Origin of the sequence: Bacillus sp. FSL K6-3459 (assembly GCF_038003305.1) — a bacterium.
Classification (GTDB): Bacteria; Bacillota; Bacilli; order Bacillales; family Bacillaceae; genus Bacillus; species Bacillus pumilus_O.
On record NZ_JBBOOW010000001.1, the window covers coordinates 971,580 to 996,228 of the forward strand.

General features: G+C 39.7%; 26 protein-coding genes. 12 read left to right on the forward strand and 14 right to left on the reverse strand.

Annotation, left to right across the window (positions count from 1 at the left end):
* Window positions 1-31: 31 nt before the first annotated feature.
* Window positions 32-472 (reverse strand): MerR family transcriptional regulator, encoded by a 441-nt coding sequence (locus MHI35_RS04675; protein ID WP_144522432.1) that lies wholly within the window; start codon window positions 470-472, stop codon window positions 32-34.
* 334 nt (window positions 473-806) lie between these two features.
* Here MHI35_RS04675 and MHI35_RS04680 point away from each other — a divergent pair, with 334 nt between their 5' ends.
* Together MHI35_RS04680 and MHI35_RS04685 are read left to right on the forward strand one after the other, a co-directional pair.
* The gene (locus tag MHI35_RS04680; RefSeq protein ID WP_144522433.1) at window positions 807-2,189 is read left to right on the forward strand and encodes a hemolysin family protein; all 1,383 of its coding nucleotides are present in this window, start codon (window positions 807-809) and stop codon (window positions 2,187-2,189) included.
* An 89-nt stretch (window positions 2,190-2,278) separates the two neighbouring features.
* Window positions 2,279-2,671, forward strand: a complete 393-nt coding sequence (locus MHI35_RS04685) for a transcriptional regulator (RefSeq protein ID WP_211063250.1) — start codon at window positions 2,279-2,281, stop codon at window positions 2,669-2,671.
* On the opposite strand, the gene crcB (MHI35_RS04690) is transcribed toward MHI35_RS04685, so the two are convergent.
* The 4 genes from crcB (MHI35_RS04690) to MHI35_RS04705 are packed head-to-tail and all read right to left on the reverse strand — an operon-like array spanning window position 2,668 to window position 4,407.
* A complete protein-coding gene (gene crcB / locus MHI35_RS04690; RefSeq protein WP_144522435.1) occupies window positions 2,668-3,033 on the reverse strand; it encodes a fluoride efflux transporter CrcB in 366 nt (121 codons plus the stop codon). The genes MHI35_RS04685 and crcB (MHI35_RS04690) overlap by 4 nt on opposite strands.
* Window positions 3,034-3,429, reverse strand: coding sequence for a fluoride efflux transporter CrcB (crcB, locus tag MHI35_RS04695; RefSeq protein WP_211063249.1), 396 nt, complete (start codon window positions 3,427-3,429; stop codon window positions 3,034-3,036). It lies immediately after the preceding gene.
* Window positions 3,430-3,434: 5 nt separating this feature from the next.
* Window positions 3,435-4,151 carry a glycerophosphodiester phosphodiesterase gene (locus tag MHI35_RS04700; protein ID WP_335348941.1) on the reverse strand — a complete coding sequence of 239 codons (717 nt, stop codon included), beginning with the start codon at window positions 4,149-4,151 and terminating at the stop codon, window positions 3,435-3,437.
* 34 nt (window positions 4,152-4,185) lie between these two features.
* On the reverse strand, window positions 4,186-4,407 hold the full coding sequence (locus MHI35_RS04705; RefSeq protein WP_144522438.1) for a hypothetical protein: 222 nt from the start codon (window positions 4,405-4,407) through the stop codon (window positions 4,186-4,188).
* A 50-nt stretch (window positions 4,408-4,457) separates the two neighbouring features.
* Between MHI35_RS04705 and MHI35_RS04710 the strand changes: the two genes are divergently transcribed.
* From MHI35_RS04710 to MHI35_RS04720, 3 genes are all read left to right on the forward strand, one after another.
* The gene (locus MHI35_RS04710) at window positions 4,458-4,559 is read left to right on the forward strand and encodes a YhdX family protein (RefSeq protein WP_008359843.1); all 102 of its coding nucleotides are present in this window, start codon (window positions 4,458-4,460) and stop codon (window positions 4,557-4,559) included.
* 164 nt (window positions 4,560-4,723) lie between these two features.
* Window positions 4,724-5,812, forward strand: coding sequence for a mechanosensitive ion channel family protein (locus MHI35_RS04715; RefSeq protein WP_335348940.1), 1,089 nt, complete (start codon window positions 4,724-4,726; stop codon window positions 5,810-5,812).
* 29 nt (window positions 5,813-5,841) lie between these two features.
* Entirely contained in the window at window positions 5,842-6,573 is a 732-nt protein-coding gene (locus tag MHI35_RS04720; RefSeq protein ID WP_417894673.1) for an NAD-dependent protein deacylase, read from the forward strand.
* Window positions 6,574-6,613: 40 nt separating this feature from the next.
* Here MHI35_RS04720 and MHI35_RS04725 read toward each other — a convergent pair whose 3' ends face one another.
* Complete coding sequence (locus MHI35_RS04725; RefSeq protein ID WP_144522440.1) at window positions 6,614-7,468, reverse strand: polysaccharide deacetylase family protein; 855 nt, start codon at window positions 7,466-7,468, stop codon at window positions 6,614-6,616.
* A gap of 296 nt (window positions 7,469-7,764) precedes the next feature.
* Between MHI35_RS04725 and dat the strand changes: the two genes are divergently transcribed.
* Window positions 7,765-8,622 carry a D-amino-acid transaminase gene (gene dat, locus MHI35_RS04730; protein ID WP_335348938.1) on the forward strand — a complete coding sequence of 286 codons (858 nt, stop codon included), beginning with the start codon at window positions 7,765-7,767 and terminating at the stop codon, window positions 8,620-8,622.
* Between the two features lie 46 nt (window positions 8,623-8,668).
* Here the strand turns inward: dat and MHI35_RS04735 are convergent, their stop codons facing one another.
* Window positions 8,669-9,175, reverse strand: a complete 507-nt coding sequence (locus MHI35_RS04735; RefSeq protein ID WP_058014416.1) for a universal stress protein — start codon at window positions 9,173-9,175, stop codon at window positions 8,669-8,671.
* Window positions 9,176-9,735: 560 nt separating this feature from the next.
* On the opposite strand from MHI35_RS04735, the gene MHI35_RS04740 reads away from it, so the two are divergent.
* Window positions 9,736-11,493: an ABC transporter ATP-binding protein gene (locus tag MHI35_RS04740; protein WP_335348937.1), complete on the forward strand. Its 1,758-nt coding sequence runs from the start codon at window positions 9,736-9,738 to the stop codon at window positions 11,491-11,493.
* Window positions 11,490-13,505: an ABC transporter ATP-binding protein gene (locus MHI35_RS04745; protein ID WP_335348936.1), complete on the forward strand. Its 2,016-nt coding sequence runs from the start codon at window positions 11,490-11,492 to the stop codon at window positions 13,503-13,505. Before MHI35_RS04740 ends, MHI35_RS04745 begins: the two co-directional genes overlap by 4 nt.
* A gap of 101 nt (window positions 13,506-13,606) precedes the next feature.
* Here MHI35_RS04745 and MHI35_RS04750 read toward each other — a convergent pair whose 3' ends face one another.
* The 7 genes from MHI35_RS04750 to MHI35_RS04780 form a co-directional block, all read right to left on the reverse strand.
* Window positions 13,607-14,224 (reverse strand): NAD(P)-dependent oxidoreductase, encoded by a 618-nt coding sequence (locus MHI35_RS04750; protein ID WP_335348935.1) that lies wholly within the window; start codon window positions 14,222-14,224, stop codon window positions 13,607-13,609.
* A 286-nt stretch (window positions 14,225-14,510) separates the two neighbouring features.
* On the reverse strand, window positions 14,511-14,714 hold the full coding sequence (locus MHI35_RS04755; RefSeq protein WP_003210761.1) for an alpha/beta-type small acid-soluble spore protein: 204 nt from the start codon (window positions 14,712-14,714) through the stop codon (window positions 14,511-14,513).
* A 234-nt stretch (window positions 14,715-14,948) separates the two neighbouring features.
* Window positions 14,949-16,055, reverse strand: a complete 1,107-nt coding sequence (locus MHI35_RS04760; protein WP_335348934.1) for an ABC transporter ATP-binding protein — start codon at window positions 16,053-16,055, stop codon at window positions 14,949-14,951.
* A gap of 142 nt (window positions 16,056-16,197) precedes the next feature.
* Window positions 16,198-17,073 carry a helix-turn-helix domain-containing protein gene (locus MHI35_RS04765; protein ID WP_335348933.1) on the reverse strand — a complete coding sequence of 292 codons (876 nt, stop codon included), beginning with the start codon at window positions 17,071-17,073 and terminating at the stop codon, window positions 16,198-16,200.
* Window positions 17,074-17,093: 20 nt separating this feature from the next.
* Window positions 17,094-17,303, reverse strand: coding sequence for a YheE family protein (locus tag MHI35_RS04770; RefSeq protein ID WP_003211787.1), 210 nt, complete (start codon window positions 17,301-17,303; stop codon window positions 17,094-17,096).
* A 154-nt stretch (window positions 17,304-17,457) separates the two neighbouring features.
* Window positions 17,458-18,813, reverse strand: a complete 1,356-nt coding sequence (locus tag MHI35_RS04775) for a YheC/YheD family endospore coat-associated protein (protein WP_144522446.1) — start codon at window positions 18,811-18,813, stop codon at window positions 17,458-17,460.
* Window positions 18,773-19,873, reverse strand: a complete 1,101-nt coding sequence (locus MHI35_RS04780; RefSeq protein WP_211063240.1) for a YheC/YheD family protein — start codon at window positions 19,871-19,873, stop codon at window positions 18,773-18,775. Before MHI35_RS04780 ends, MHI35_RS04775 begins: the two co-directional genes overlap by 41 nt.
* A gap of 215 nt (window positions 19,874-20,088) precedes the next feature.
* Between MHI35_RS04780 and MHI35_RS04785 the strand changes: the two genes are divergently transcribed.
* From MHI35_RS04785 to MHI35_RS04800, 4 genes are all read left to right on the forward strand, one after another.
* On the forward strand, window positions 20,089-21,222 hold the full coding sequence (locus MHI35_RS04785; protein ID WP_211063239.1) for a DUF445 domain-containing protein: 1,134 nt from the start codon (window positions 20,089-20,091) through the stop codon (window positions 21,220-21,222).
* A gap of 121 nt (window positions 21,223-21,343) precedes the next feature.
* Window positions 21,344-21,700 carry a YlbF family regulator gene (locus tag MHI35_RS04790; RefSeq protein WP_012009440.1) on the forward strand — a complete coding sequence of 119 codons (357 nt, stop codon included), beginning with the start codon at window positions 21,344-21,346 and terminating at the stop codon, window positions 21,698-21,700.
* Between the two features lie 450 nt (window positions 21,701-22,150).
* On the forward strand, window positions 22,151-23,017 hold the full coding sequence (locus tag MHI35_RS04795; protein ID WP_060595898.1) for a Cof-type HAD-IIB family hydrolase: 867 nt from the start codon (window positions 22,151-22,153) through the stop codon (window positions 23,015-23,017).
* 114 nt (window positions 23,018-23,131) lie between these two features.
* A complete protein-coding gene (locus MHI35_RS04800; RefSeq protein WP_144522450.1) occupies window positions 23,132-24,631 on the forward strand; it encodes a coproporphyrinogen III oxidase in 1,500 nt (499 codons plus the stop codon).
* The last annotated feature ends 18 nt before the right edge of the window (window positions 24,632-24,649 follow it).

The window sequence follows — 24,649 nt, forward strand, 5'->3', positions numbered from 1 at the left end:
CGAAGGTAACACCTCCTGTTTAGTAAAAATTTTAACTTAACAGCAGTAAAAATGATTGGACAGCCGTCATCTTCTCGGGTGTAAGCTGTTCTTTTAATTTTTCACGTTGTTCTGGTTCAAGCTGCTTACAACGTACCAAAATGCGGTCCATATGCTCGTTCATCCGATCGATATCAGAGGTTAAATGGACAAGTTCATCAGGGTCTTCCTTTTGAGAAGGGAATTGTTCATCTAATCTGGATTTGATGTCAGAAAGAGCCAATCTCTGCTGTTTGCAAAGAACGATTAATTGTAATCGTTTTAAAGCATGTTCATCGTAATAACGATAATTTGAGCAAGATCTAACAGGCGCAAGCAACCCTAGATTTGTATAATAATCTACAGTACGTTTCGTCACCTGTGCAATCTGTGCTAGTTCACCAATACGATACTTTTTCTCAGCCCCATCTGAACATCTCCTCCTAACCGTCACGTTATAGTTTATGAAAATAGTTTAATATAATTCTAGCCTCAAATACAAGTTAATTGTTCAGATTTCCTGCCGATATGAAGAGGAGAGAGGGATTTCTCAGTCTAAATGGTCCTGTCAAATTTAACATAGTGATACAGGAATTTTCAGATTATTTATGGTAAGATAAAATGAATACCGTTTCATATATATGTAGAGAAGCGGATTTATACGTGAACCGGAGGTGGTTAAGTGGGGCCCTCAATATAGTCTTATTTAATCAGTTAACCGTTTTACAAAACATAACATCATCAATCAGGAGGTGACTCCTTGTTCTTCTAAGAAAGAGCAAGGTTAAATGGACGATATTGTTAATCTGAGTATAGTCGGTGTTTTGATTGCTTTAACAGCTTTCTTTGTTGCATCTGAATTTGCCATCGTAAAGGTGAGAAGCTCAAGAATTGATCAGCTTGTTGCCGAAGGGTCCAAAAAGGCCATCGTGGCGAAAAAGGTGACATCAAGGCTGGATGAATATTTGTCAGCCTGTCAGCTTGGTATTACAGTGACATCCCTTGGTTTAGGGTGGATTGGTAAGCCAGCTGTAAAAGAACTTTTGGTTCGAGGTTTCGGTTTGACAAACATTCCTGATTCAGCAATCAGCCTGATCTCAGCAACACTTGCGTTCTCTATTATTACCTTTTTGCATGTAGTCGTCGGTGAGCTTGCACCAAAAACACTGGCGATTCAAAAGGCGGAAAAAATGACGCTCTGGCTGTCAGGCCCGCTGCATGCATTTTATATCCTAATGTACCCTTTCATTTATGTGTTAAACGGGTCAGCTCGTGTCCTAACCAAAATGATGGGCATCGATATGGGGTCTGAAAAAGAACATTCCCATTCTGAAGAAGAATTAAAGATTTTATTATCTGAGAGCTTAAAAAATGGGGAAATCAACCCATCAGAATATAATTATATGAACAAAATTTTCGACTTTGATAATCGAATTGCCAGAGAGATCATGGTTCCGCGAAGAGAAATTTGTGCCATTCCAGAAGATATGCCGCTAGATGAAATTCTCTCCATCATGACGCAGGAGAAGTATACACGCTTTCCCGTGTTTTCCGGCGATAAAGATCATGTCATCGGCATGCTGAACAAAAAGCAGCTCTTTGCAGATCTTGTATATCAAGTAGAAAAAGATCAACTGAAGATTCAAGATTATATATATCCAGTGATTGAGGTCATTGACACGATTCCTATTCAGGAGCTTCTCGTCAAGATGCAGCGCGATCGAATGCATATGGCGATTTTAACCGATGAATATGGTGGAACGTCTGGACTTGTCACAACAGAAGATATTTTAGAAGAAATTGTTGGCGATATTCGAGATGAATTCGATGAAGATGAGCAGCCGGTTATTCAAAAAAGAGCCGATCATCATTATGTTTTAGATGGCAAAGTCAGATTAGATGAAATTCAAGATTTGATCGAAATGTCCTATCATGATGAAGAAATTGATACAATAGGCGGGTTAATCTTAAATGAGAACATTGATATCCGAGAAGGACAATCCATTTATCTTGATGATATTCGGATGAAGGTCTTGGAGATGGATGGACGCTATGTGAAAAAGATCGACCTGAAAAAAGGCGTCACATCATCAGAAAAAGGAAATACACGCACAGGGCTTGATATAAAAGAGCCGCTGTTAGTAAATGAAATGACCTTGAGCGAAAAATAAGCTCAAGGTTTTTTTAGGTATTTAGTCTCTTTTTACGAATGCTCGTTCGAGTTATAATAAGAACAAATGTTCGATAGAGGGGGATGGGCATGCTTTGGTATGAAACAGCCAGTATCACGGAGAAAAAAACCTCAATGAAACGAATTGAGTTCCATCTGAAGAATTTCAAAAATTACCAGGCTGCGATTTTAAATATTGAAAGACAGCTTGAAAGAAGAAATCCGCATCAATTGGATCACATGACACGGAAGAAGTTAGAAGAGCAAAAAAATCAGTATGAACTCATCGTTGCTTGTATTGAAACTGCATTAAAAGAGTTGGATGAGATAGAGAAGCAGCTCATTGATTACAAATACTTTCGAGATTGGCGTATGGCCAAGTGTGCGATGGAAATCGGCTACAGTGAAAAAACCCTCTTTTTAATGAAGCGCCAGCTTATGGATCAACTGCTCATTAGCTTAGCTGCGATTACCAATATTTAAAAAAGGTGTTGTCCAATTTGATAGAACGCAGCAAAGAGACAGAAAGACCCGATGATTGTCATCAATAAATAGACAGCAAGTTGTCCAATTTGCCGCTGCTGTAGCATGGTCGCAGACTCTACACTAAACGTAGAGAATGTTGTAAAGCCACCGAAAAAACCTGTTCCAATGATCACAAGTAGCGGATGATTGGCAGTCACGACACCTGTCAGTATACCTAAACCGGCAGCACCTAATAAATTAATGAGAATAATACTGTACGGGAAACGAGCATGAGGCTTAGTTTTCTGTATCGATTGGCTAATGAAAAAGCGAAGGGCGCTGCCAAATCCGCCAGCAATAGCTGTATATAAAACGATCATTTATCTGCCTCCTTTCTCCTGCTTATTTCGATGAAAGAGTCGCTGAGCTAGCATTAGTCCACATAAGGCAGCGGCTACTCCGGCAATGACTGAGAGCAGGGTGTAGATCACACTTGAAGTGAATTGCCCAGTTTGTAATAAAAGAATCGTTTCTTTAGAAAAAGTGGACATTGTCGTAAAACCTCCGCAAAATCCTGTTCCGATCAAAGCGGCAAGATATTTTTTTCTCTTTTGGAACATAAAATATCCTGTTGAAAAACCAAGAATCAGACTGCCTGTTACGTTTTCGATTAGCGTTGCATAGGGAAATATTTGGCTAACAACAGATTCACTAAGTTCATATCTGCAAAGAGTTCCAATCAGTCCGCCAATAAATACGGCAAGATACGCTTTCATTTACTTCATTTCTCCTTTAGAAAAAATGGGGGGTGATCCGTCACCACTCCATTAACGGGATATTTTTTGATCCGATCGGCTGTTTTTTGATCTTTCACAGTCCATATAAACACATCCATCCCGAATGTGTGGATGCGGTCTATCCACCATCTGTTGATCAGCGTTTTCTTCATATTAAGGCAATTGGCAAACGAGCTGTATGCTGTTAACTTTCTTTTCGTTAGTTTAAATGCATTAGGTTTTATAATCAAAGCTGTTCGAAGAGAAGGGGCGAAAGCTTTGATTCTTTGAAGTGCATGATCATCAAAAGATTGAATCATCATATGGCGAGAATAGGCAAACCGGTTGATGATACGGGCAACTGCCTTTTCAATTCCTATCTGCCGTTTGGGGTGTTTGATTTCGATCAATATCCCGATCCGCTGGCTGTATCTTTCAAGAATTTCTTGTAATGTTGGAATTCGTTCATTCGTGTATCGATGGTCAAACCAGCTTCCTGCGTCCAGTTTTTTCAGCTGATCAAGAGTATAGCTTTTGACTAAGCCGTTCCCGTTCGTCGTTCGGTCAACTGTATCATCATGGATCACAACAACGTGCTGGTCCAATGTGAACTGTACATCTAATTCAATATAATCTGCACCCTGCTGAACAGCTAAATCAAATGCGGCAATTGTATTTTCTGGGGCAGTGTTTGATGATCCTCTATGCGCAATAATGTACACTTGCTCCAGCTCCCTGACTTAAGTTCTGGTCTTATCATATCAAATGCTTTACCGTTTTTCCTTCTTTACTATATGGACGAAAGAAGAGCTGTATGTAATGGTGAAGCGGATTGCTAAGAAAGTATGATGATTCGAATGTGGATGTTGCAGGAATATCCCAAGCCATGATTGAGTAAATCTGAAGTACATCAATTTTTTCTTCGATCAATTTTGTCCAAATCGTCAGCGTTCGCCAAAATATTAGTGCTTTCGTCATGTTGACTGAAAATTCTGATGTTTTATAATGATGAAAAGGAGGCGAGATGATTGGGTAAAGGGAGAATTAGAGTGGAAGAACGTATTAAGGTCGAAACGGATGCTGAAATGTTTAAAGCGACTCTCCTTGATCAGGCTCAGAAGAAAAAGTAGTTTGCTGCCCGTCGATATGTCTCAAGCCAAAATTTCATAATTGAACTACATGCCTCGGGACTCGTCCCGAGGCTTTTTATTTAGAGGTCAGACATTTATGAGAGGACATAAACGAAGGTTATATTATAAACTAGAGAGGATTGTTTTAAAGGAGAGAGACAAACATGTTTACACAAAAATGGATGGATACATATTTTACAGTAGATGTTGCGATCCAAATCGGTATTAGTCTTTGTATTTTATTGCTTTTTTTATTGCTTCGGAAAGTATTTACGAAGTACTTATTTCATCTTCTCTTTAGGCTGACCAATCGGTCTAAAACGGAGGTCATTAACCAAATTGTTGTGGCATTCGAAAAGCCAGCCAGGCTGTTTTTTGTCGCACTTGGGTTATATTTTGCGTTAAGACAGGCACCATACTTTGAGCATCATATGGATGTCATCGTCAAATTATATAGATCCTCCATTATATTGATGCTGACGTGGGGACTTTGTAATCTAACCGCAGCTTCTTCTTTCTTATTTCAAAAAGTAAATTCGAAATTTGAATTAGAAATGGATGATATTTTAGCGCCGTTTTTATCAAAGGTGCTTCGTTTCATTATTATTGCACTAAGTATTAGTGTCATTGCACAGGAATTTAATTATGATGTAAATGGGCTTGTGGCAGGTCTCGGTCTAGGTGGTCTAGCCTTTGCGCTTGCTGCACAAGATACGGTGGCGAACTTTTTTGGAGGGATCGTCATCATTACAGAGAAGCCTTTTACAATGGGCGACTTTGTGGAGACACCAAGTGTTCTTGGGACTGTCGAGGATATTACATTTCGAAGTACAAAATTTAGAACACCTGCTGAAGCTGTCGTGACAGTTCCGAATTCTACGCTTTCAAAGGAACCAATCACGAACTGGACGAGAATGAATAAACGCCAAATTACGTTTTCCGTACGTGTATCCTACAATACACCAAAGGAAAATTTGGACCATTGTATCAAGCGTCTCAAACAAATGCTTGATGAGCATGATGGGGTACACAAGGAGACAATCATGGTGAATCTCGATGTACTGGCAGACAGTTATTTGAATTTATTTTTCAACTTTTACACAAACACGACGGCCTGGGCTGAAAACCTGAATATCAAACAGGACATTAACTACCGTATCATGGATATCTTCCATGAAGAAGGTGTAGAATTTGCCTTCCCTGGACAGACCATTTACATGAAACAAAAAGGTGAAAAACAGCTGAGTGAATAAAGGAGGAATGGTACGTGGATCAAACAAAGGTGGAAGTGCTAAGAGAGAAATTAACGCAGGCTTCACATATTACGGTACTTTCAGGTGCGGGTATGAGCACAGAATCAGGTATTCCTGATTTTAGGTCAACGGGCGGGTTATGGACTGAAGACACCACTCGCATGGAAGCAATGAGCAGGTCCTACTTTTTATCAAATCCTCATCAATTTTGGCCGAAATTCAAGGAATTGTTTCAGATGAAAATGAGCGGGTCGTACGAGCCGAATAGTGGGCATACCTTTTTAGCTAGCCTTGAGAAACAGGGAAAACATGTAGAGATTTTCACCCAAAATATTGATGGTCTGCATAAAAAAGCAGGAAGCCAGCAAGTTTATGAACTCCACGGTTCCATTCAAACAGCTACTTGCCCATCGTGCCAAGCGACATATGAACTGCCTTATTTAATACAAGAAGAAGTGCCTGTATGTCTCAAGGTTTCCGCAGACGGACGGACATGTGGACAAGTGCTGAAAACAGATGTTGTCCTTTTTGGAGACAGGGTCAAACATTTTGATCAAGTAGAGAAATCACTTCAGCAAGCGAACCTTCTGCTCGTCATGGGGACTTCTCTAGAAGTAGCGCCAGCAAGATATATTCCAGAGGATGCCGCTCAAAATCCTTCCATCTTCAAGGTGATGATGAATTTGAGTGAGACAGAATACGATCCACTGTTTGATCTTGTCTTTCATGAGCGAATCGGTGATCTCGTGAAAACTTTATAAGTCATTAAAAAACCCGCATCCAATAGGAGCGGGTCTTTCTTTATTGTTGCAGCGGCTTCATTGTTTCATCAAGTACTTCAAATGTATAGCCCTTCGCTTTTAGCTGTGTGAGCAAACTGTTTAAGTATTTTGCCGTTGCTGGCTGATCGTGCATTAAGATGATTTTTGGTTCTTTTGGATGTTTTGTCTCTAGCACTTGCAGCTGATTCAATACCTCTGGTACATATTTTGAGCTTTTATATTTCCAGTCAAGACTGTCAATTGTCCAATCCCAGTAGATAAAGCCTTTTTGTTTTAAACGTGCTTTTTGCTGATCAGTTAAATTTGGGACGCTGCCATAAGGTGTTCTCACAAGGTGTGTATACTCTCCTGTGACAGAAGCCAAAATGCGCTGAGCTTCCTTCATCTCATTGACGGGAGAATCACTTTTTTGATAAAAGCGTTTCACATCATGTGTGATCCCATGAAGCCCTAACTGATGCCCTTCTTGATGAAGTCTTTTCACAGCTGCCGGATGTTCTTTCATCTGCGGCCCAAGCATGAAGAATGTGGCCTTTACTTGATGCGCCTTGAGCACATCTAAAAGCAGGTTTGATGTCGCTGACGGACCATCATCAAAGGTTAAAAAGATCGTTTGATCCGTTACATGTTTGTTTGGGTTGATCTTAAAATGTGCATCTAATGTTTTCGTAGAATCATCTTTTGCTTTCAGACTTGTGCTTGTGTCTCGAAATTGACTGCTCGCAGACATTTTAGCTGGCTGATCTGCTGCCTGCATGTTGGTTTTAGATATATCCCAAATAAAAAAGAGGATCAGTGACAGAATCACTAAACCAATCGCCTTTGAGAGCAGCATCGTGTTTGAAGGTGTCTGTTTTTTCGTAACCCGTTGCATTACAATCGCTCCAATAAATCAAAAATTTGTGTCGAATCATGTAGTAGATTCTGTCTTTTTTCGCTGTTTTTTGTCGTGTTCATATGGAGTAAGTATACAGGAAAAAAGAGCCTATGAATATAGAAGATGCTAAAAAATTGGAATCTTTTTGGTTATGAGTCTATGTTTGTTACAATGGAAAGTTGACCATTTATCATGATGTGAAATAATTCTGAATAATCATTGAAACATACCCATTTATCCGCTAAGATAGCATCAGATTCAACCATTAAAGCGAAGCGAAGGGGAGATTCCGTATGAAAGTATTGTATAATGACGATTTCATTGAAAAAGAGGATGCTCATGTTGATATTGAAGACAGAGGCTATCAATTTGGTGACGGTGTCTATGAGGTCATCCGTGTATACAATGGGACTTTATTTACATTAAAAGAGCATACAGAGCGTCTGTTCAAGAGTTCAAAAGAAATCGGCATTCATCTTCAAGGTGCAGTATCAGATATGGAAGAAAAATTAAAACAGCTCGTCGCCCATAACCAATTAACAGATGGTGGAGTGTATATTCAAGTGACTCGGGGCGTCGCACCTCGTAAACATCAATATGGAAATTCTCTCACTCCTCAAATCACAGCATATACGTTCCAAGTGAAAAAGCCTGTTCATGAGCAGACAGTTGGTGCAAAGGCCATCATATCTGAGGACCTTCGCTGGTTAAGATGTGATATTAAAAGCTTAAATCTCTTATATAACGTCATGGAAAAACAGAAAGCATCTGAAGCTGGTGCGTTTGAAGCCATTCTCATTAGGGATGGTTTTGTGACAGAGGGTACCTCCTCGAATGTATATGCCGTTATTGATGGCGTGATTCGCACACATCCCGCAAACAATTTAATTCTAAACGGCATTACCCGTAGAAAGCTTCTTGAAGTATGTGAAGAAGAGGAAAGCAGTGTTAAAGAAACGCGTATAAGTAAAGAAGAGCTGCTGGGAGCGCAGGAAATCTTCATCAGCTCGACGACCGCTGAAGTCATTCCGATTGTTGAAATTGATGGTCAGCCAGTAGGTGAAGGCGTTCCAGGGGAGTTAACAAAACGTATACAAGAAGGCTTTCAGCAAAAAATTAAACAGGAAAGTGAAGCATCAATTTCTTCGTAAATAAAAAGAGGCTGTAAACGAATGTTTACAGCCTTTTGTGATTCTTTTATTTTACAATAAGCACAGGTATATCTGATTTTGATGATAACTTTTCACTTACACTGCCAAAGAGCATTTTTTTCAATCTGCTTTGGTCACGGGCTCCCATGACGATGAGGTCTGCTGAAATGTCTTCAGCATATTCGATAATCGCTTCTGCTGGTTCCCCCTCAACAATTTCAATGGCAGCTTCAAACTGTTCCTCATTTAAAAGCATTCTTGCTTCTGCAACGACTTCTTCTGTATGATCTTCAAAAATCAAGGGACTCTGCTGTTCATCATGAGGCACATACACAGGGGGTGTTTGAAGGTCTGCCATGCCGCCACCGATATAAGCTCCGCCAGTCATTGGGCGAGGTGCATCAAACACCTGTCTGCTTGATTTGCCATCATGTGCATAGGCAACGGTCAGCTTGGCATGCAAGGTTTTGGCTAAAGCGATTGCCTTTTTTAATGCTTTCTTACTGTCTTCATGTCCATCAAACGCAACGACCATCCGATCAGCTTGAAACAATGTCCTCATTCCTTTCAAAAGGAGTCTTTACACTCATGGTATACCCGTTATCTGAAAAAGATACACATCAAGGGTGTGAACTTTTTGTTAGAAAATTTCATTTATTGAAAAATATTTATTGACAAATTGGTGACAGCCACTATAAGATAAAAAAAGATTCAAGAGCCAAAAGGAGGAAATGTCATGTGCAACATCATTGGAAGAATGAAATCAAACTGCATGAATGGGTTGATTCACGTGACAATTACACCTTCATTGGTCATTGCAAAGGGACTCGTATGTTCCAATTGATCGGATGAATCAAGGCGTATGTTGCGTATTTGTCAACATGCGCCTTTTTACATGACGAAAAGAGGCGTACCAGATAGCTGGTTGCCTCTTTTTTTGTTGTATTCATTTCGTATTTCGAAATAAAGGGATGGAGATCAACAAGTAAATGAAGAGGAGTGAAAGCATGTGAACATGCCAAAAACAAGACAAATGACAAAAAACAAAAAAACAATTCAAGGTGACAGCCAAGAAAATCTAGAAAGCGGCTAGCTTTAAAAGGAGAGACAAACATGTTTTCAGTATTTACGAAATTAGGCTGGTTTTTCAAACAAGAGTGGAGGCGTTATACGATCGCCATTACACTCCTGCTCGTTGTGAATGTGCTTGAAATGCTGCCGCCAAGATACCTTGGGCAGGCAGTTGATGACATTCGTTCTGGTCAATTTACAACATCCAGTATGATGTTTTATGTAGCCGTTTTTTGCTTGCTAGGTGTCGTCGTCTATACGCTGACATATTTTTGGATGTATCAGTTATTTGGCGGCGCAAATGTCATGGAACGTGTGATGCGCGGGAAACTCATGCGTCACTTACTTAAGATGACACCCACCTTTTATGAAAAGAAAAAAACCGGTAACTTAATGGCATTAGGTACAAACGATTTGAATGCTGTAGCTTTAACGACAGGTTTTGGCGTTCTGACATTGGTGGATTCCACTGCTTATATGCTAATGATCTTTTTTACGATGGGACTGACGATCAGCTGGAAATTAACTTTAATGGCGATCATCCCTATGCCGCTGATGGCGCTTTTGATTGCGTATTATGGCAGTAAGATACATGATCGCTTTACAGTTGCTCAAGATGCATTTGGTGATATGAATGATCGCGTGCTTGAATCGGTCGCAGGCGTCCGGGTCATCCGGTCTTTTGTACAGGAGAAGCAAGATGTCGAACGCTTTCGTCAAATGACAGATGATGTATTTCAAAAAAATATGAGAGTGGCGGTCATTGATTCATTGTTTGAACCGACAGTGAAATTACTTGTCGGTGTCAGCTACTTAATAGGAATTGGATACGGAGCCTACCTTGTATTCCAAAGTGATTTAACCATTGGTGAGCTGGTCGCTTTTAACGTGTATCTTGGGATGATGATCTGGCCAATGTTTGCGATCGGCGAGTTGATTAATATTATGCAAAGAGGAAATGCGTCGTTAGACCGGTTGAATCATACACTCAGCTACAAGCCGGATGTTACAGACGCTTCTCAGCCAAAAACGTTACAAGAGTCTGGGGATATTCAGTTTGACCACGTGACATTTAGGTATCCAACTTCCCCTAAAAATAACTTAATTGATGTGTCCTTTACGGTTCGAAAGGGACAGACAATTGGAATTACAGGCAAAACAGGAAGCGGTAAAACAACTATTGTAAAACAGCTTCTGCGCCAGTATCCAACAGGTGATGGTCAAATCCTGCTATCAGGAGTCCCAATCCAAGAGATCGAATTGGATCAGCTATTTCAATGGATCGGATACGTACCGCAGGATCATATTCTTTTTTCTAAAAGTGTAGAAGAGAATATGCGTTTCGGTCATCGAGACGCAAAACAAAATGAATTAGCACAAGCCATTAAAGATGCTTATTTTGAAAAAGATCTACGTCTTTTGCCAGAGGGTCTCGAAACGATGGTTGGAGAAAAAGGTGTGGCGCTATCAGGTGGACAAAAGCAGCGAATTTCCATTGCGCGCGCTTTATTAATAGATCCCGACATTTTAATACTGGATGACTCCCTTTCTGCGGTAGATGCAAAAACAGAAACCGCTATTTTAGAAAATCTAAGACAAAATCGTCATGGGAAAACGACGTTTATTACGACTCATCGTCTATCAGCTGTTGAGCATGCGGATCTCATACTTGTTATGGAAGAAGGACGCATCGTCCAAAAGGGAACTCACAAAGAGCTCATTCAGCAAGATGGGTGGTACAAAGAACAATTTCTGCGTCAGCAGCTAACAAACCAGCTGGAAGGAGGGGATGAGGCATGACAACGGGAAGAAGACTCCTTGCCTACGCACTCCTTTATAAGAAAGTACTGTCTGTTGCCTTAATCTTTCTCATTATTGCAGTAGGTGCTGAACTGACAGGACCATTTATTGGGAAGGAAATGATTGATGATCATATTTTAGGTGTAGAAAAACCATATGTCGAAGTCAATGAAAAAACAGACAAAACCGTTTATTACCAGGGAAATAACTATATACGAAGCGATCGATTAGACAGTGATATGGAATCCGGAAAACAAATCAATGTGGTGCAGGTCGGATTCGGTTACTATTTTGTGAATGAGCCGATTCGTTTTGATGGAAATCGAAAGATATCTGGAGATCAGCTTATCATTGAAAATGGAAACGAGCGCGAGACCTATCAAGTACAGCGTTTATCAAAAGAGGAAATTTTCTCTTTTTATGAGCCAGAAATCAGTGGTTTGGTGCAGCTTGTTCTATTTTATCTAGGGCTTCTCGTTATTGCGATTTTCTTTCAATATGCGCAGCATTATTTGCTACAGCGAATAGCCAACCGAATTATTCAAAAAATGAGGGTTGATGTATTTGAGCATATTCAAACATTACCTATCCGGTATTTTGATAATTTACCGGCTGGAAAGGTCGTAGCGAGGATTACCAATGACACTGAAACCATTCGTGATTTATATGTGACAGTCCTCGCCAATTTTGTGACGAGTGCAATTTACATGATTGGGATTTATATTGCCATGTTTTTATTAAATGTGAAACTGGCACTTATTTGTTTGGTGGCGGTACCGATTATTTTCCTATGGTCAATGACCTACAGAAAGTTTGCATCGGTTTACAACCACCGCATTCGTTCGATCATTAGTGACATCAATGCCAAGCTAAATGAAGCCATTCAAGGGATGACCATTATTCAAGCATTTCGTCATGAAAAAGTGACGAAAGAGGAATTTGATGAGCTGAACAACAATCACTTTCGTTATCAGCGAAAGATGCTCCATTTAAATTCACTTCTGTCGCATAACTTGGTTAACCTACTTCGAAATTTAGCCTACGTGGCACTTATTTGGTATTTTGGCGGTGCGTCTTTAAGTGCGACGGGGATTGTATCGATTGGTGTGCTCTATGCGTTTGTCGATTATTTAAATCGATTATTTCAGCCGATTACAGGCATTGTGAATCAATTCTCGAGATTGGAATTAGCACGGGTTTCCTCGGAAAGGGTTTTTCGATTATTGGATGAGCCAGGAACAACCGTGGAAGAACCTGTCCATAAGGAATTGGAAGGACACGTTCAGTTCCAAGACGTCACCTTTGCTTATAATGAAGGGAAGAATGTATTAAAGAACATTACATTCGAGGCCAAAAAAGGTCAGACGGTTGCACTTGTGGGGCATACTGGTTCTGGGAAAAGCTCGATCATGAACTTGTTGCTGCGTTTTTATGATATTCAGCAAGGAGACATTCTCATTGATGGGGAAAGCATTTATCGCCAGTCCCGGCAAACGTTGCGGAAACAAATGGGCATCGTGCTTCAAGACCCGTATTTATTTTCCGGAACGATTGCATCGAATGTTAGCTTAGGAAACGAAGACATTAAACGAGAAACGATTGAATCATCATTAAAACAAGTAGGTGCAGTAGAGTTATTGAAGCACCTGCCAGAAGGATTTGATGAACCGGTCGTTGAAAAGGGAAGTACTCTTTCCTCAGGGGAACGTCAGTTAATTTCATTTGCTCGTGCACTAGCGTACGATCCAGCGATCTTAATTTTAGATGAAGCGACGGCAAACATTGATACAGAAACAGAAGCGATCATTCAGCGAGCGCTTGATGTCGTCAAAGAAGGACGAACAACTTTTGTCATCGCTCACCGATTATCCACCATTAAGAAAGCCGATATGATTTTGGTTTTAGAAAAAGGTGAAATTGTCGAGCGGGGTAGTCATGATCAACTCATGCAGCAAGAAGGGCTATATGCGCAAATGTACGAACTGCAAAAAGGTGCTGTGGCAAACAGTTGATGAATCGCAAAAAAGAGTCTCATATTGAATGAGGCTCTTTTGATTTGCATAAAAAAGGCGAGGATTCGTTCTCGACCTCGACCTTTACTCGTTACGCATCATTAATAGGCAATACCGACGCGTTGATGTACAAATTCCTTCGAATTTAACTGCTGATATAAAAAGTGTGCGGTGTCTTCAACTGAAATTTTCTTTCCATCTATAGGGAGAAAATCTTTCTCATAGCGATATGACCGGGTCACTTCTCCATCTGGTAAATAGGTTGGACAAATAATGGTCCAATCTAAATCAGTCGTTTGAAGGAGTTCAAACGCTTTGGCATGCTCCTTAGCTGCTCGGGAAGTGGTCCGCCTTGATTCATTTGTTTCAAAACGGTAAAGCTCCGGCTGCTGCCTTGCTTTTAAAATACCTGCTGTACCTATTGTAATAATTCGTGATGTATTTGATTGCTTCATGGCTTGTACGATATGCTCCATTGAAACAGATAATGTATCGTCACCATCTGTCGATAGACAGCTCACAACAATATCTGCTCCTTTGATCGTCTCAAGCACATCTTCTCGATTTCTTGAATTGCCGGTGACTTGAAACATACCCACAAGCATTTCTTCTCGGTTTGTCCGAATCAATGAACGAACGATGTAACGATCATCTACTTGAACGAAACGAAGAAATGCTTGTCCTACACGTCCATGAGCACCGAAAAGAGCTATTTTCATCTGATCGATCCCTCCACTACATACTATAAGTGAAAAGAACTGAAAATGGTACAACTTTTATGTGATGCTTTTTTTATAAAGGTGAAAGGACCGAATACTATGAGCATATTCACATAATAGAGAGATACCTACGAATTGTAGAAGTTCAAAGTTCATACCGGAAATAATGTCCATGAAGATCCGCTCCTTTCTACTCCATGATATGAGCTGGAAAGGAGATTGGTGAGGGGGAATAACAAAAAAAGAAGACACCTTAAGAGGTGCCTTCTATGATCCAGATATGAAATTAAGCTTTTGTTCCACCCATGTGTTGTTGAGCGTAAGACACAAGACGTTTTGTGATTTCTCCACCAACTGAACCGTTAGCACGAGCTGTAGTTTCTGCTCCAAGGTTAACACCGAATTCAGAAGCGATTTCGTATTTCATTTGATCGATTGCTTGCTCTGCTCCAGGAACTAGTAATTGATTTGAACTATTAGAATTTGCCATGATGTGAATCTCCTTTTTGTATATGATTTGTTTTTATGGTTGGGTTTGCTGGAATCGCACCAGCGAAATGATCAAGTCATTTGCCACTTGGCGAAACCCAATGCAGTAACTTCTTTGTACTAAGTATTATGGTGATTTTCGAAAAAAACATACGAGAAAAGAACATGGTAAATGTTGTTCAACATGCAAAAAAGCCATCACTCATGATTGAGTGATGGCACTTCATATATTTCTTTATTCAGCTGAACGAATACGGAGCTCTGTATCCGAATCAAAGAAGTGAGCTTTGTTCATATCGATGGCAAGAGGTATAGATTGGCCAGCCTGAACATCGGTACGAGAATCAACACGTGCAATAAAAGACTGACCATTGAGAGAAGAGTAAAGCATCGTTTCTGCTCCCATTAATTCAGCAACTTCTACGCTCGCATCGATCTTTGTGCCTTCAGACGCTTCAATAAACACGGGTTCATCATGAAAATCTTCTGGTCTGATTCCAAGGATGATATCTTTTCCGATATAACCTTGGCTGCGTAATACCTTCATCTTTCCTTCTGGTACACGTATATGCGTTTTTCCAACTGCAATGGCACCGTCAGATAGCTTTCCTGTGAAAAAATTCATCGCAGGAGAGCCAATGAATCCACCTACAAATACATTCTCTGGATTTTCATATACATCTTTCGGCGCTCCAACCTGCTGAATAAAGCCATCTTTCATGACGACCAGACGAGTAGCCATCGTCATTGCTTCAGTCTGATCATGTGTAACATAGATAAATGTCGTTTGCAGACGCTGATGAAGCTTAGATATTTCAGCACGCATTTGAACGCGAAGTTTTGCATCTAAATTAGAAAGCGGCTCATCCAAAAGGAAGACCTTTGCATCACGCACAATTGCTCTCCCAAGTGCAACACGCTGTCTTTGACCGCCAGATAGCGCTTTTGGTTTCCTGTCTAAATATTGCTCAAGTCCTAATATTTTAGCGGCATTTCGAACCCGCTCATCAATTTCTGCTTTCGGGAACTTTCGCAACTTTAATCCAAAAGCCATATTATCGTATACATTCATGTGAGGATATAATGCGTAATTTTGGAAAACCATTGCGATATCCCGGTCTTTTGGTGCTACATCATTCATCCGTTTTCCGTCTAATAGAAAATCCCCTTGTGAAATCTCTTCAAGTCCTGCAATCATGCGAAGGGTTGTTGATTTTCCGCAACCTGATGGACCAACAAACACAATAAATTCTTTATCTTCTATATGTAGATTAAAGTTGTCTACTGCTGTGACCTTGTTATCATACACTTTATAAATTTGATTGAGCATCATTTCAGCCATAAATGATAACCTCCCCATTCCTTTTTATTGAAAGCGCTTTATTTTGTAAATAAAGTGTATAAAAAGGGGGAGCGTCTGTAAATGGACAACATGCACAACATCTCATTTTCATTTTTGGGCAGGGTGCTCATGTCACTAATTATTATGAAAGGTCGAGAAGATTCATCATAAAATAAACAGCAGATGCTTCTGGAAAATGTCGTATATCAATTCCTGTTCGCTCAATAAATTTATCGATTCGATATTGCAGGCTGTTTCTGTGAACATATAAAGCTTTTGCTGCCTTAGATGCATTTAAGTTACTTTGCATATAAGTCATGAGGGTACGATAAACGTCCCGATCAAGGACCGCCTCTTTAAAAGCATCTGAAATAGCATGGGAGAGAGAGGATTCATCATTACGCAAGAGTGATGGCAGACATTGATAAAATGTGCAAATCCCTGACCTAACCTTACCTCGCTGCATATGGCCCGAGACAAGCTGCTGTTCTTTTAACAATTTCCTCTGTAAATGTTCATTTGGCAAATGGAGCTGTCCTTGTAAAAAGACTGAGTCTGTTAAAAAGTCACTTGTAATGGCTAGAGACAAATCATATAGCAGCTCTAATTGACTATTTTCTGATGTAGCGTTTGTTTGAATCAGCATCGCTGTGTCGGCACTTGTCCAAATGAAATGAGTTTGTTCGAGGCTGTGCACCACAGCCTCTTTTATTTGCTGCCTTTGTTCTGCTTGATGTGACATTTTAAAATAATATACACGGACAGGATGCTGAACGGTTAGTGGTTTGTTATCAAAAAGATAGCTGTACCATTTTTGTTCATCCTCAGTCTGCTTTGTATGAGGAAGATCAATTGGTGTAAGGAAAGTATTGAGAAGAAGTGTTTCTCTAGCTGTAAGCTTTGATTTGTCTACTCCAAATAATTCGCCTTCATCTGTTTGGTACCAAAGAATTTGATGATCATCTGTAGGTGAGCTGATGATATGCTCTCCGTAAACAAGCTTTAATTTTTCTAACATGGCGAAGCTCCTTAAACAGTTTAATCATAGACATGGAATAGCATTAATTCGTGGATTTCTTCTTTTAATGTTGGTTCGACTTCATGGGGCGGAAGCTGAGAGCCCCATTCAATATCACCTGTTTTGTGGTAGATGCCTTCGTAGTGCGCACCATTGTGAAAAAAGGATATTTTCCAGCCTGGCAATTGTGCTTTTTTAAAGAGAGGTTTCCATTGAAAATGAGAAATCATATCATCATTGCCTCCTTGCTTTTATTGATGAAACAATAAATAAACACGACAATACGGATACAACCTTGAACTTGATTTTATTGTATCTCATCTGATGAAAAGAGTGTAGGAAAAGCATAAATCTTATAAATCCTCACTTTAAAACGAAAAATAATTAGTAGACATTTTTGTGGTCTGTTATTGTTAAGGTCGTTTGTGAAAGGTAAGATGCGTAATCCATGATTCTTTTTCCGATCAGCCTTTCTGAGTTTCGCAATGAGACATGCTGGAAAACCTCGCGGCCAGGGCGAGAATTGGCTTCAAACATCCAGATAGCTCCTGTCTGGTCAATACCTAAATCAAAACCAATTTCACCAATATGACCGAACACTTTTTCATCAATGACCTGGCTAAGTGTAATGGCAGTATAAGAAAGCTGCTCTAAGATTTCTAAACGCTCCTTCTTTTCTGGAAAAACATCATAAAGAGTTTTTACAGAGCCACCATGTGAATGGTGAGTCGTGACGGTGTGATGGCCAGAAATTTTTGCTGCTGCTGCTGTGACTGTCCAATGACCGTACTTATTTTTATTGGTATGAACTCTGAAATCCATTGGTTGTTTGTCTATTTGAAGAAGTGAAATGCCTTGTTGAGCCATAAAGTCTTGAATTGCATGATTTTTCCGGAGATTGGTCACGAAATCCTCTAATGAGTCATATGGAACAGCCCTTCCTTGATTTGAGCATACAGTGATTCCATGAGCCTTTTTGTTTAATTGATAAATACCGTCGCCGTGACTGCCGTTCGACGGTTTTAAGTAAATGACCTCGTGTAGATGGAGGAGTGTCTCTAATTTATTTAGAGCGTCCACCGGGTCCAATTGTATGGAATGTGGAAGAAAAGGACATGTTTTTTCATCTGTTAACATTTGTTCATGAATATCCCATTTATTAAAAAAATGAGGATTGAACCAAGGAATATCATAGTCTTGAGTCAATTTACGTTTTGTTTCTTGAATGAATGCTGACTGAGCAGCTTTTCTATTTGGAAGACGATCGTAAATGACTGAAGGCATAGGCATCTGTTTTTTAACCCATGTCTGCTGTTGGTACAACAATCCTTCTACTATTCCTTTATCCCAATCAATAGAATGTGTACCAAAAAGATAAGCAAAACCGGCATGTTGTTTGAAAGAGCGCAACAGTTTAATAAAGAAGTCTGATCTCGTTCCTAGTGGCTGCGTGCTTTGCTCAAAACCTGCTGTGAAAATACCAAGTAGTGGTCCTATAAACAAGGTATGATCAATGGCAATCACATCAGCTTTTGAATGATAAGGAATCAGTAAATCTCTGTATAGATCTTCTGATAATAAAACTTTATTCGGATGTTGATGATAGGAAATGGTGAAGTCATCTACTAAACGGGAACCTAAAGCGAGAGAATAGATCGCCTCCTGCTGTTTAAAATGGACGGGAAGATGAACTGTTTTTTCACTTGTGTGATGAGTGGCGATGATGCAACGATTTTTCATAAGAAACCTCCTTCGGTTGTGACTTCATCGATTGGGCATGTGCAAGAATGGTACGAATCAATTCATTTTCCTTGTCAGGATAAGCTTTTAAAAAAGCGGATCGCCCTGGTTTTGATCTTATATTTGATATGAAAAGCCTGCCTTCCCTTGTATGGAGTAAGTCTACAGCGAATTCAAAGCAAGGGGAAAAGGTTTTATCTATATATGTTGGCAGAGATGCTTGAATGGATGCTATATCATCTAAAAGAAGCTCTCTGATGTGCGGCTTCAAGGTGTTTAGATAGTGATCAAAGCCTATCATGGAGGCTGTTTTTTGTGTAATGCTTAAATGACTATTTTCTTTAGGCGATTTTGTGTGAATCCCTATGCGATTCCAGTGATTTTGTGAATCTTTCATTAGGAAAATCCTTATTTCATTGAATAAAAAGTCTTTTTCATCACTTGTCTTAAAAAATTGAAGGAAATATCGTCCTACATATTTTTTACACCAGCGCTCTATATCTGATGGATGCGAAAATGTGATGACTTGCTCGGGACTTTGTTGAACAGTGAAAGTGTTGTCTTTTAAAAATATGAAGTAAGTAGTTGCTGCATGGTGTTGAGAGAGCGGCTGCATTTTACAATAACCGTCTTTCCTTAACATGCTGAGAAGGTCTGATGGCTTTGTTAATAATGAGCTTACAGGTAAATATGGCTGTAAAGTAGGGAGAAGGCGGAGCTGCTCGAATAGCATCATTTTATTTGAAATACCTGTATTCAAAAAATGTGTTTTCGGATACTTTTTCAGCCATTCCATGATTGGTTTTGCTTTTTTAGATTGTGCATCATGCTTGTAAAGGCATTGATCGTAAATCAAGTCAGGAATCTCAAATTCTGCTTCGGCAAACCCTTGACCATTCGTAAAAGTTTGACCTTGTATCACATTTGAAGCTGGTTTTAAATCAAATGGTGTAAAACGAACAACCTTTAAACCATAAGTAGGGGCAGCTTTGGCTAGCACACGAGTGAATGCCTCTTCATACTTCGGAGAAAGAGTCACAATACCTAATGTTGATGTCATTAAAAAACACCTTCTTTTCAACTTCTTTTTTTTACCAGAAGAAAAACACTTTTTCACGATTTTACATAAAGATTGCGCTCCTTTATCATTACGATAGATCAATTGATCATATGTCTAGCAGCATGCTTCATTTGCTTGAGGACATGACAAGAACTATAATACGAATAGATTAAACCAATAAACATCAGGTGTTATTTGAAAGGTTGATGACGACTTTGAATATATTCACAACGTTTATCTTTATGATTGTGATAGGCGCAGTCATTGGAGCAGCAACAAACCATCTTGCGATTAAAATGCTTTTTCGCCCTTATAAACCGTATTACTTATTCGGCAAACAGCTTCCTTTTACACCAGGGCTCATTCCAAAAAGAAGAGACGAAGTAGCTAAGCAGGTTGGTGTCATGGTGATGGAGCATTTGCTCACGCCAGAAGGTATTCAAAAGCGATTTGAATCTTCGGAGGCAAAGCAAGAGATCTTACATACAGTGCATCGATATATTGACAAAGGCGCTGAAATGGAGATCACAGTGCTATCTTTGCTTGAAAACTTCGGTGTATCCCAGGCTGACGTCAAAGCAGATGAATGGATCCATGAGTGGTCTGAACAGAAGCTCAATTCACTTCTAAAAAAATATAATGAGCAAACTTTAGCTGAATTGCTGCCACTAAATGTCGAAAATAAAATATCTTCCAAAATTCCAAATGCAGCAGATTATATTTTAAAGAGAGGGATTCATTATTTTGAAAGTGAGGAAGGAAAATCAAGACTCGGTAATATGATTGATGACTTCTTAAAAGAAAGAGGAATGCTCGGTAGTATGGTTCAAATGTTTCTAGGAAATTCAAGCTTAATTGATCGGGTACATCCTGAAATCATCAAATTTTTAAGAAACGCGGAGACAAAAAGGTTTTTATCGGATTTGCTTATTCAAGAATGGGACAAGGTGAAGCAGTTCAGCCTACAGGAGCTTGATGAAAAATGGAATGTGAAGGAACTTATATTTAGTGTGAAAAACCATTTGCTTTCTCATTTCTCAACAAAGCTGATATTAGACAGACCAGTGGGGGCATATGTCAGTGCTGTAGCGGCTGATCTTAAAACACACGTTGCACCAGTACTAATTCAAAAGGGAATTAGTGCGGCATCGAATGTTTTAGAGGGTCTGCTTGCAAAGCTGCAATTTGAAGACATTATTCGTGAACAAATTGAACTTTTTCCGTTAGAAAAAATGGAAGAGCTTGTCGTCAGTATTTCCAATAAAGAGCTTAAGATGATTACATTCCTAGGCGGTCTTTTAGGCGGATTAATCGGTGCAATCCAAGCAATCTTTGTCACTCTATTTTAAGACAGTCTAGAGAAATTTTGATGAATTCATTGTATATATGTGAAACGAAAGCCATAGTTTGTTATAGTGGAGTGGTGTCCGCCGATCATATCGGTGATAACGGATAGAAAGGAGACATAACATGTCTGTAAATGTTTATGATGTTGCATATGACCTTGAAAAAGCACTGCGTCATAGCGAAGAATATTCAACTTTAAAAAATCTTTATGATGAGGTAAACGCGGATGAATCCTCTAAAAGAATGTTTGAGAACTTCCGTGACATTCAAGTAAACCTTCAACAAAAACAAATGACTGGTCAAGAGATCACACAAGAAGAAGTGGAGCAAGCTCAAAAAACAGTAGCACTTGTTCAACAGCACGATAAAATCTCTCAGTTGATGGAAGCAGAACAACGTGTGAGTGTTCTCATCGGAGAATTAAATAAAGTGATCATGAAGCCTCTTGAAGAGCTTTATGGAAATCCAGAAGAAAATTAATGAAAAGGGCGATGATATTCGCCCTTTTTTTATTTCATATGTTCCCTGTCCAACTTTTTAAAAAAAGGTTGTCGAAGCTCATAAATTCTGCGATAATACTTATATTGAAAGTGCTTTCAAACAAGCGCTCTCATGGGGCAATTGGGTGCGTTTCACTTGGGATTTAAGGCGATTAGCCAAACGAGAGAGAAGCGCTTCTGGGAGAAACGCAAAGCATAAGGGGATCTGATATAAGCAATGCTTTGGTGTGTGAAAGATAAGGGGATCATGGGGAGCTTCATCACCTCATTGTGACGCATCCAAACCATACATAAAAAAAAGCCTAGGGGTAGGCTTTTTTTATTTACAAAGATTTATCACACACAGGGCTCTTTCAACTGCATGTTCTAAAGCACCAAGCTAGGGCATATCCTCATCGTAAGTACAGTCATCAAGAAGGGGGATGCCTCAGTGTCAAAAAAATTACTTGCACTCAATATAGATGGGACGTTACTTCGTTCCAATGGAAAAATCCATTCCGCTACAAAAGAAGCTGTGGAATACGTGAAGAAAAAAGGGGTTTACGTGACGCTTGTCACCAACCGTCATTTTCGTTCCGCACAAAAAATTGCCAAGGCGTTGAAGATTCCAACGTCAACCCTTGTGACGCATAGTGGTGCATTTATCGCGAATAAACTCGATGAGCCGCTTCATGTGAAGAAACTAACGGAAGAAAAAACATTTAATCTTGTACAAATTCTTGAAAGCTTTGATTGTAATGTTCGCTTACTGCATGAAAAATTCTCGATTGGCAACCGAAAAAAAACGCAGTCACAGCTGATGGGAAAGACGTTGATTCATCCGTCTGATCCAATTTTCTATCCCGTGCAATTTGTTGAATCGCTAAGTGATATGCTGATGGATGAACCGGTCAGTACTCCAGTGATTGAAGTATATTCAACGGCAGAGCTTCAACCTGAAATTCACCGAACCATTCAACAGGCTTTTCCATCTGTCGATCTGATTCGGATCAGTGATGAGAAAATGAATATTGTATGCAAAGGCGTATCGAAAGAAGCGGGGCTTTCTCTTTTGACCTCAGCATTAGGTTTGACTTTAGAAGATACGGTAGTCATTGGGCAGGGAACAGATGATATCCCAATGCTCGAATTGGCTGGCTTAGGCGTCGCGATGGGAAATGCACCTCATTCTGTTAAGCGAAAAGCCGATTGGGTGACACGTTCGCAAGATGAACAGGGAGTCGCTTATATGATCAAAGAATACTTTAGAATGCAGCAAAGAGAAGGATTCTTACATCAATTCGATATTAAACGATGATAAAGATGAAGGCCCTGTCAATCAAGAAATGGCAGGGCCTTAAGCTGTTCCAGTCATTGCTTTTCCTACATAGATTTTGTAAAATGAAACAAGTTTGAAGATAAAGGTGATACGATGCGAATTTTAATTAAAGGGCTGTCAGATGAACGATTTCATCGCCCGCTTGTCAATATAGCCAATTTATTTGAAGAAGATAGTGAAGTGCTGTTTGATACAGGTGAATTGGAAGATGGCTTAACCATGGAGTTTAGCTGGAAAGAAGAAAATGGAACGGTGGAGGCATCTGGTTACATCGATGGATCAGATATCACTAGTCGTTTTTCGCGAGACGTCGCAGAGGACTTGAATGATAAGGAGCGATGGAAGCAAATTAAAAACACAGTGCTGTCTGTTTATTTACATCTGCTTCAGGAGCACACAGGAATGACGCAAAAGTGGGGGATTCTCACAGGGATACGTCCTACAAAATTACTTCATAAGATGCTGAGAGAAGGTATGACAAAAGAAGATGCGCATGCCGCATTAAAGCGTGATTATTTGATTCATGATGAAAAAATCGATTTGATGCAGGAGATTGTGGACCGTCAGCTTCAAGCGATTCCGGATCTGTATGACCTTCAGCAGGAAGTAAGTATTTATATTGGTATTCCTTTCTGCCCAACAAAATGCGCTTATTGCACGTTTCCTGCTTATGCGATTAAAGGACAAGCTGGAAGAGTGGGAACGTTTTTGTTTGGTCTGCATTATGAAATGCAAAAAATCGGTACTTGGCTAAAAGAACATGGGATCAAAGTGACAACCGTTTACTTTGGCGGCGGTACGCCGACAAGTATCACTGCGGAAGAAATGGATTTGCTCTATGAAGAAATGTATCGCTCGTTCCCTGATGTGAAACATATACGGGAAGTGACTGTCGAAGCAGGGCGTCCTGATACGATTTCGCCGGATAAGCTAGAGGTACTAAACCGATATCATATTGACCGGATTAGTATCAATCCACAATCGTATGAGAATGAAACACTGAAAGCCATTGGCCGGCACCATAGTGTAGAAGAAACGATTGAAAAGTATCACTTATCAAGAGAATACGGCATGAATAACATTAATATGGATTTAATTATCGGTTTGCCAGGAGAAGGGCTCAAGGAATTCCAGCATTCCTTGAAGCAGACTGAAGAACTTAAGCCTGAATCGTTAACTGTGCATACGCTCTCCTTTAAAAGGGCGTCTGAGATGACGCGCAATAAAGACAAATATCAAGTAGCTGACCGAGAAGAAATCACACGTATGATGGATGAAGCAGTCGCTTGGACGAAAGCACATGACTATCATCCTTATTATTTATATAGACAAAAAAACATCTTAGGGAACCTTGAAAATGTCGGTTATTCATTAGATGGACAGGAAAGTTTGTATAATATCATGATTATGGAAGAAGTGCAGACGATCATCGGGATTGGATGTGGTGCTGCTAGTAAGTTCATTGATCCACGTTCAGGAAAAATTACGCAATATGCCAATCCAAAAGATCCAAAATCGTATAATGACCGTTATGAACACTATACTGAAGAGAAAATTCAATTTCTTGACTCATTATTTGTTCCTCACGTTTAAACACTGCGGTGACGCAGT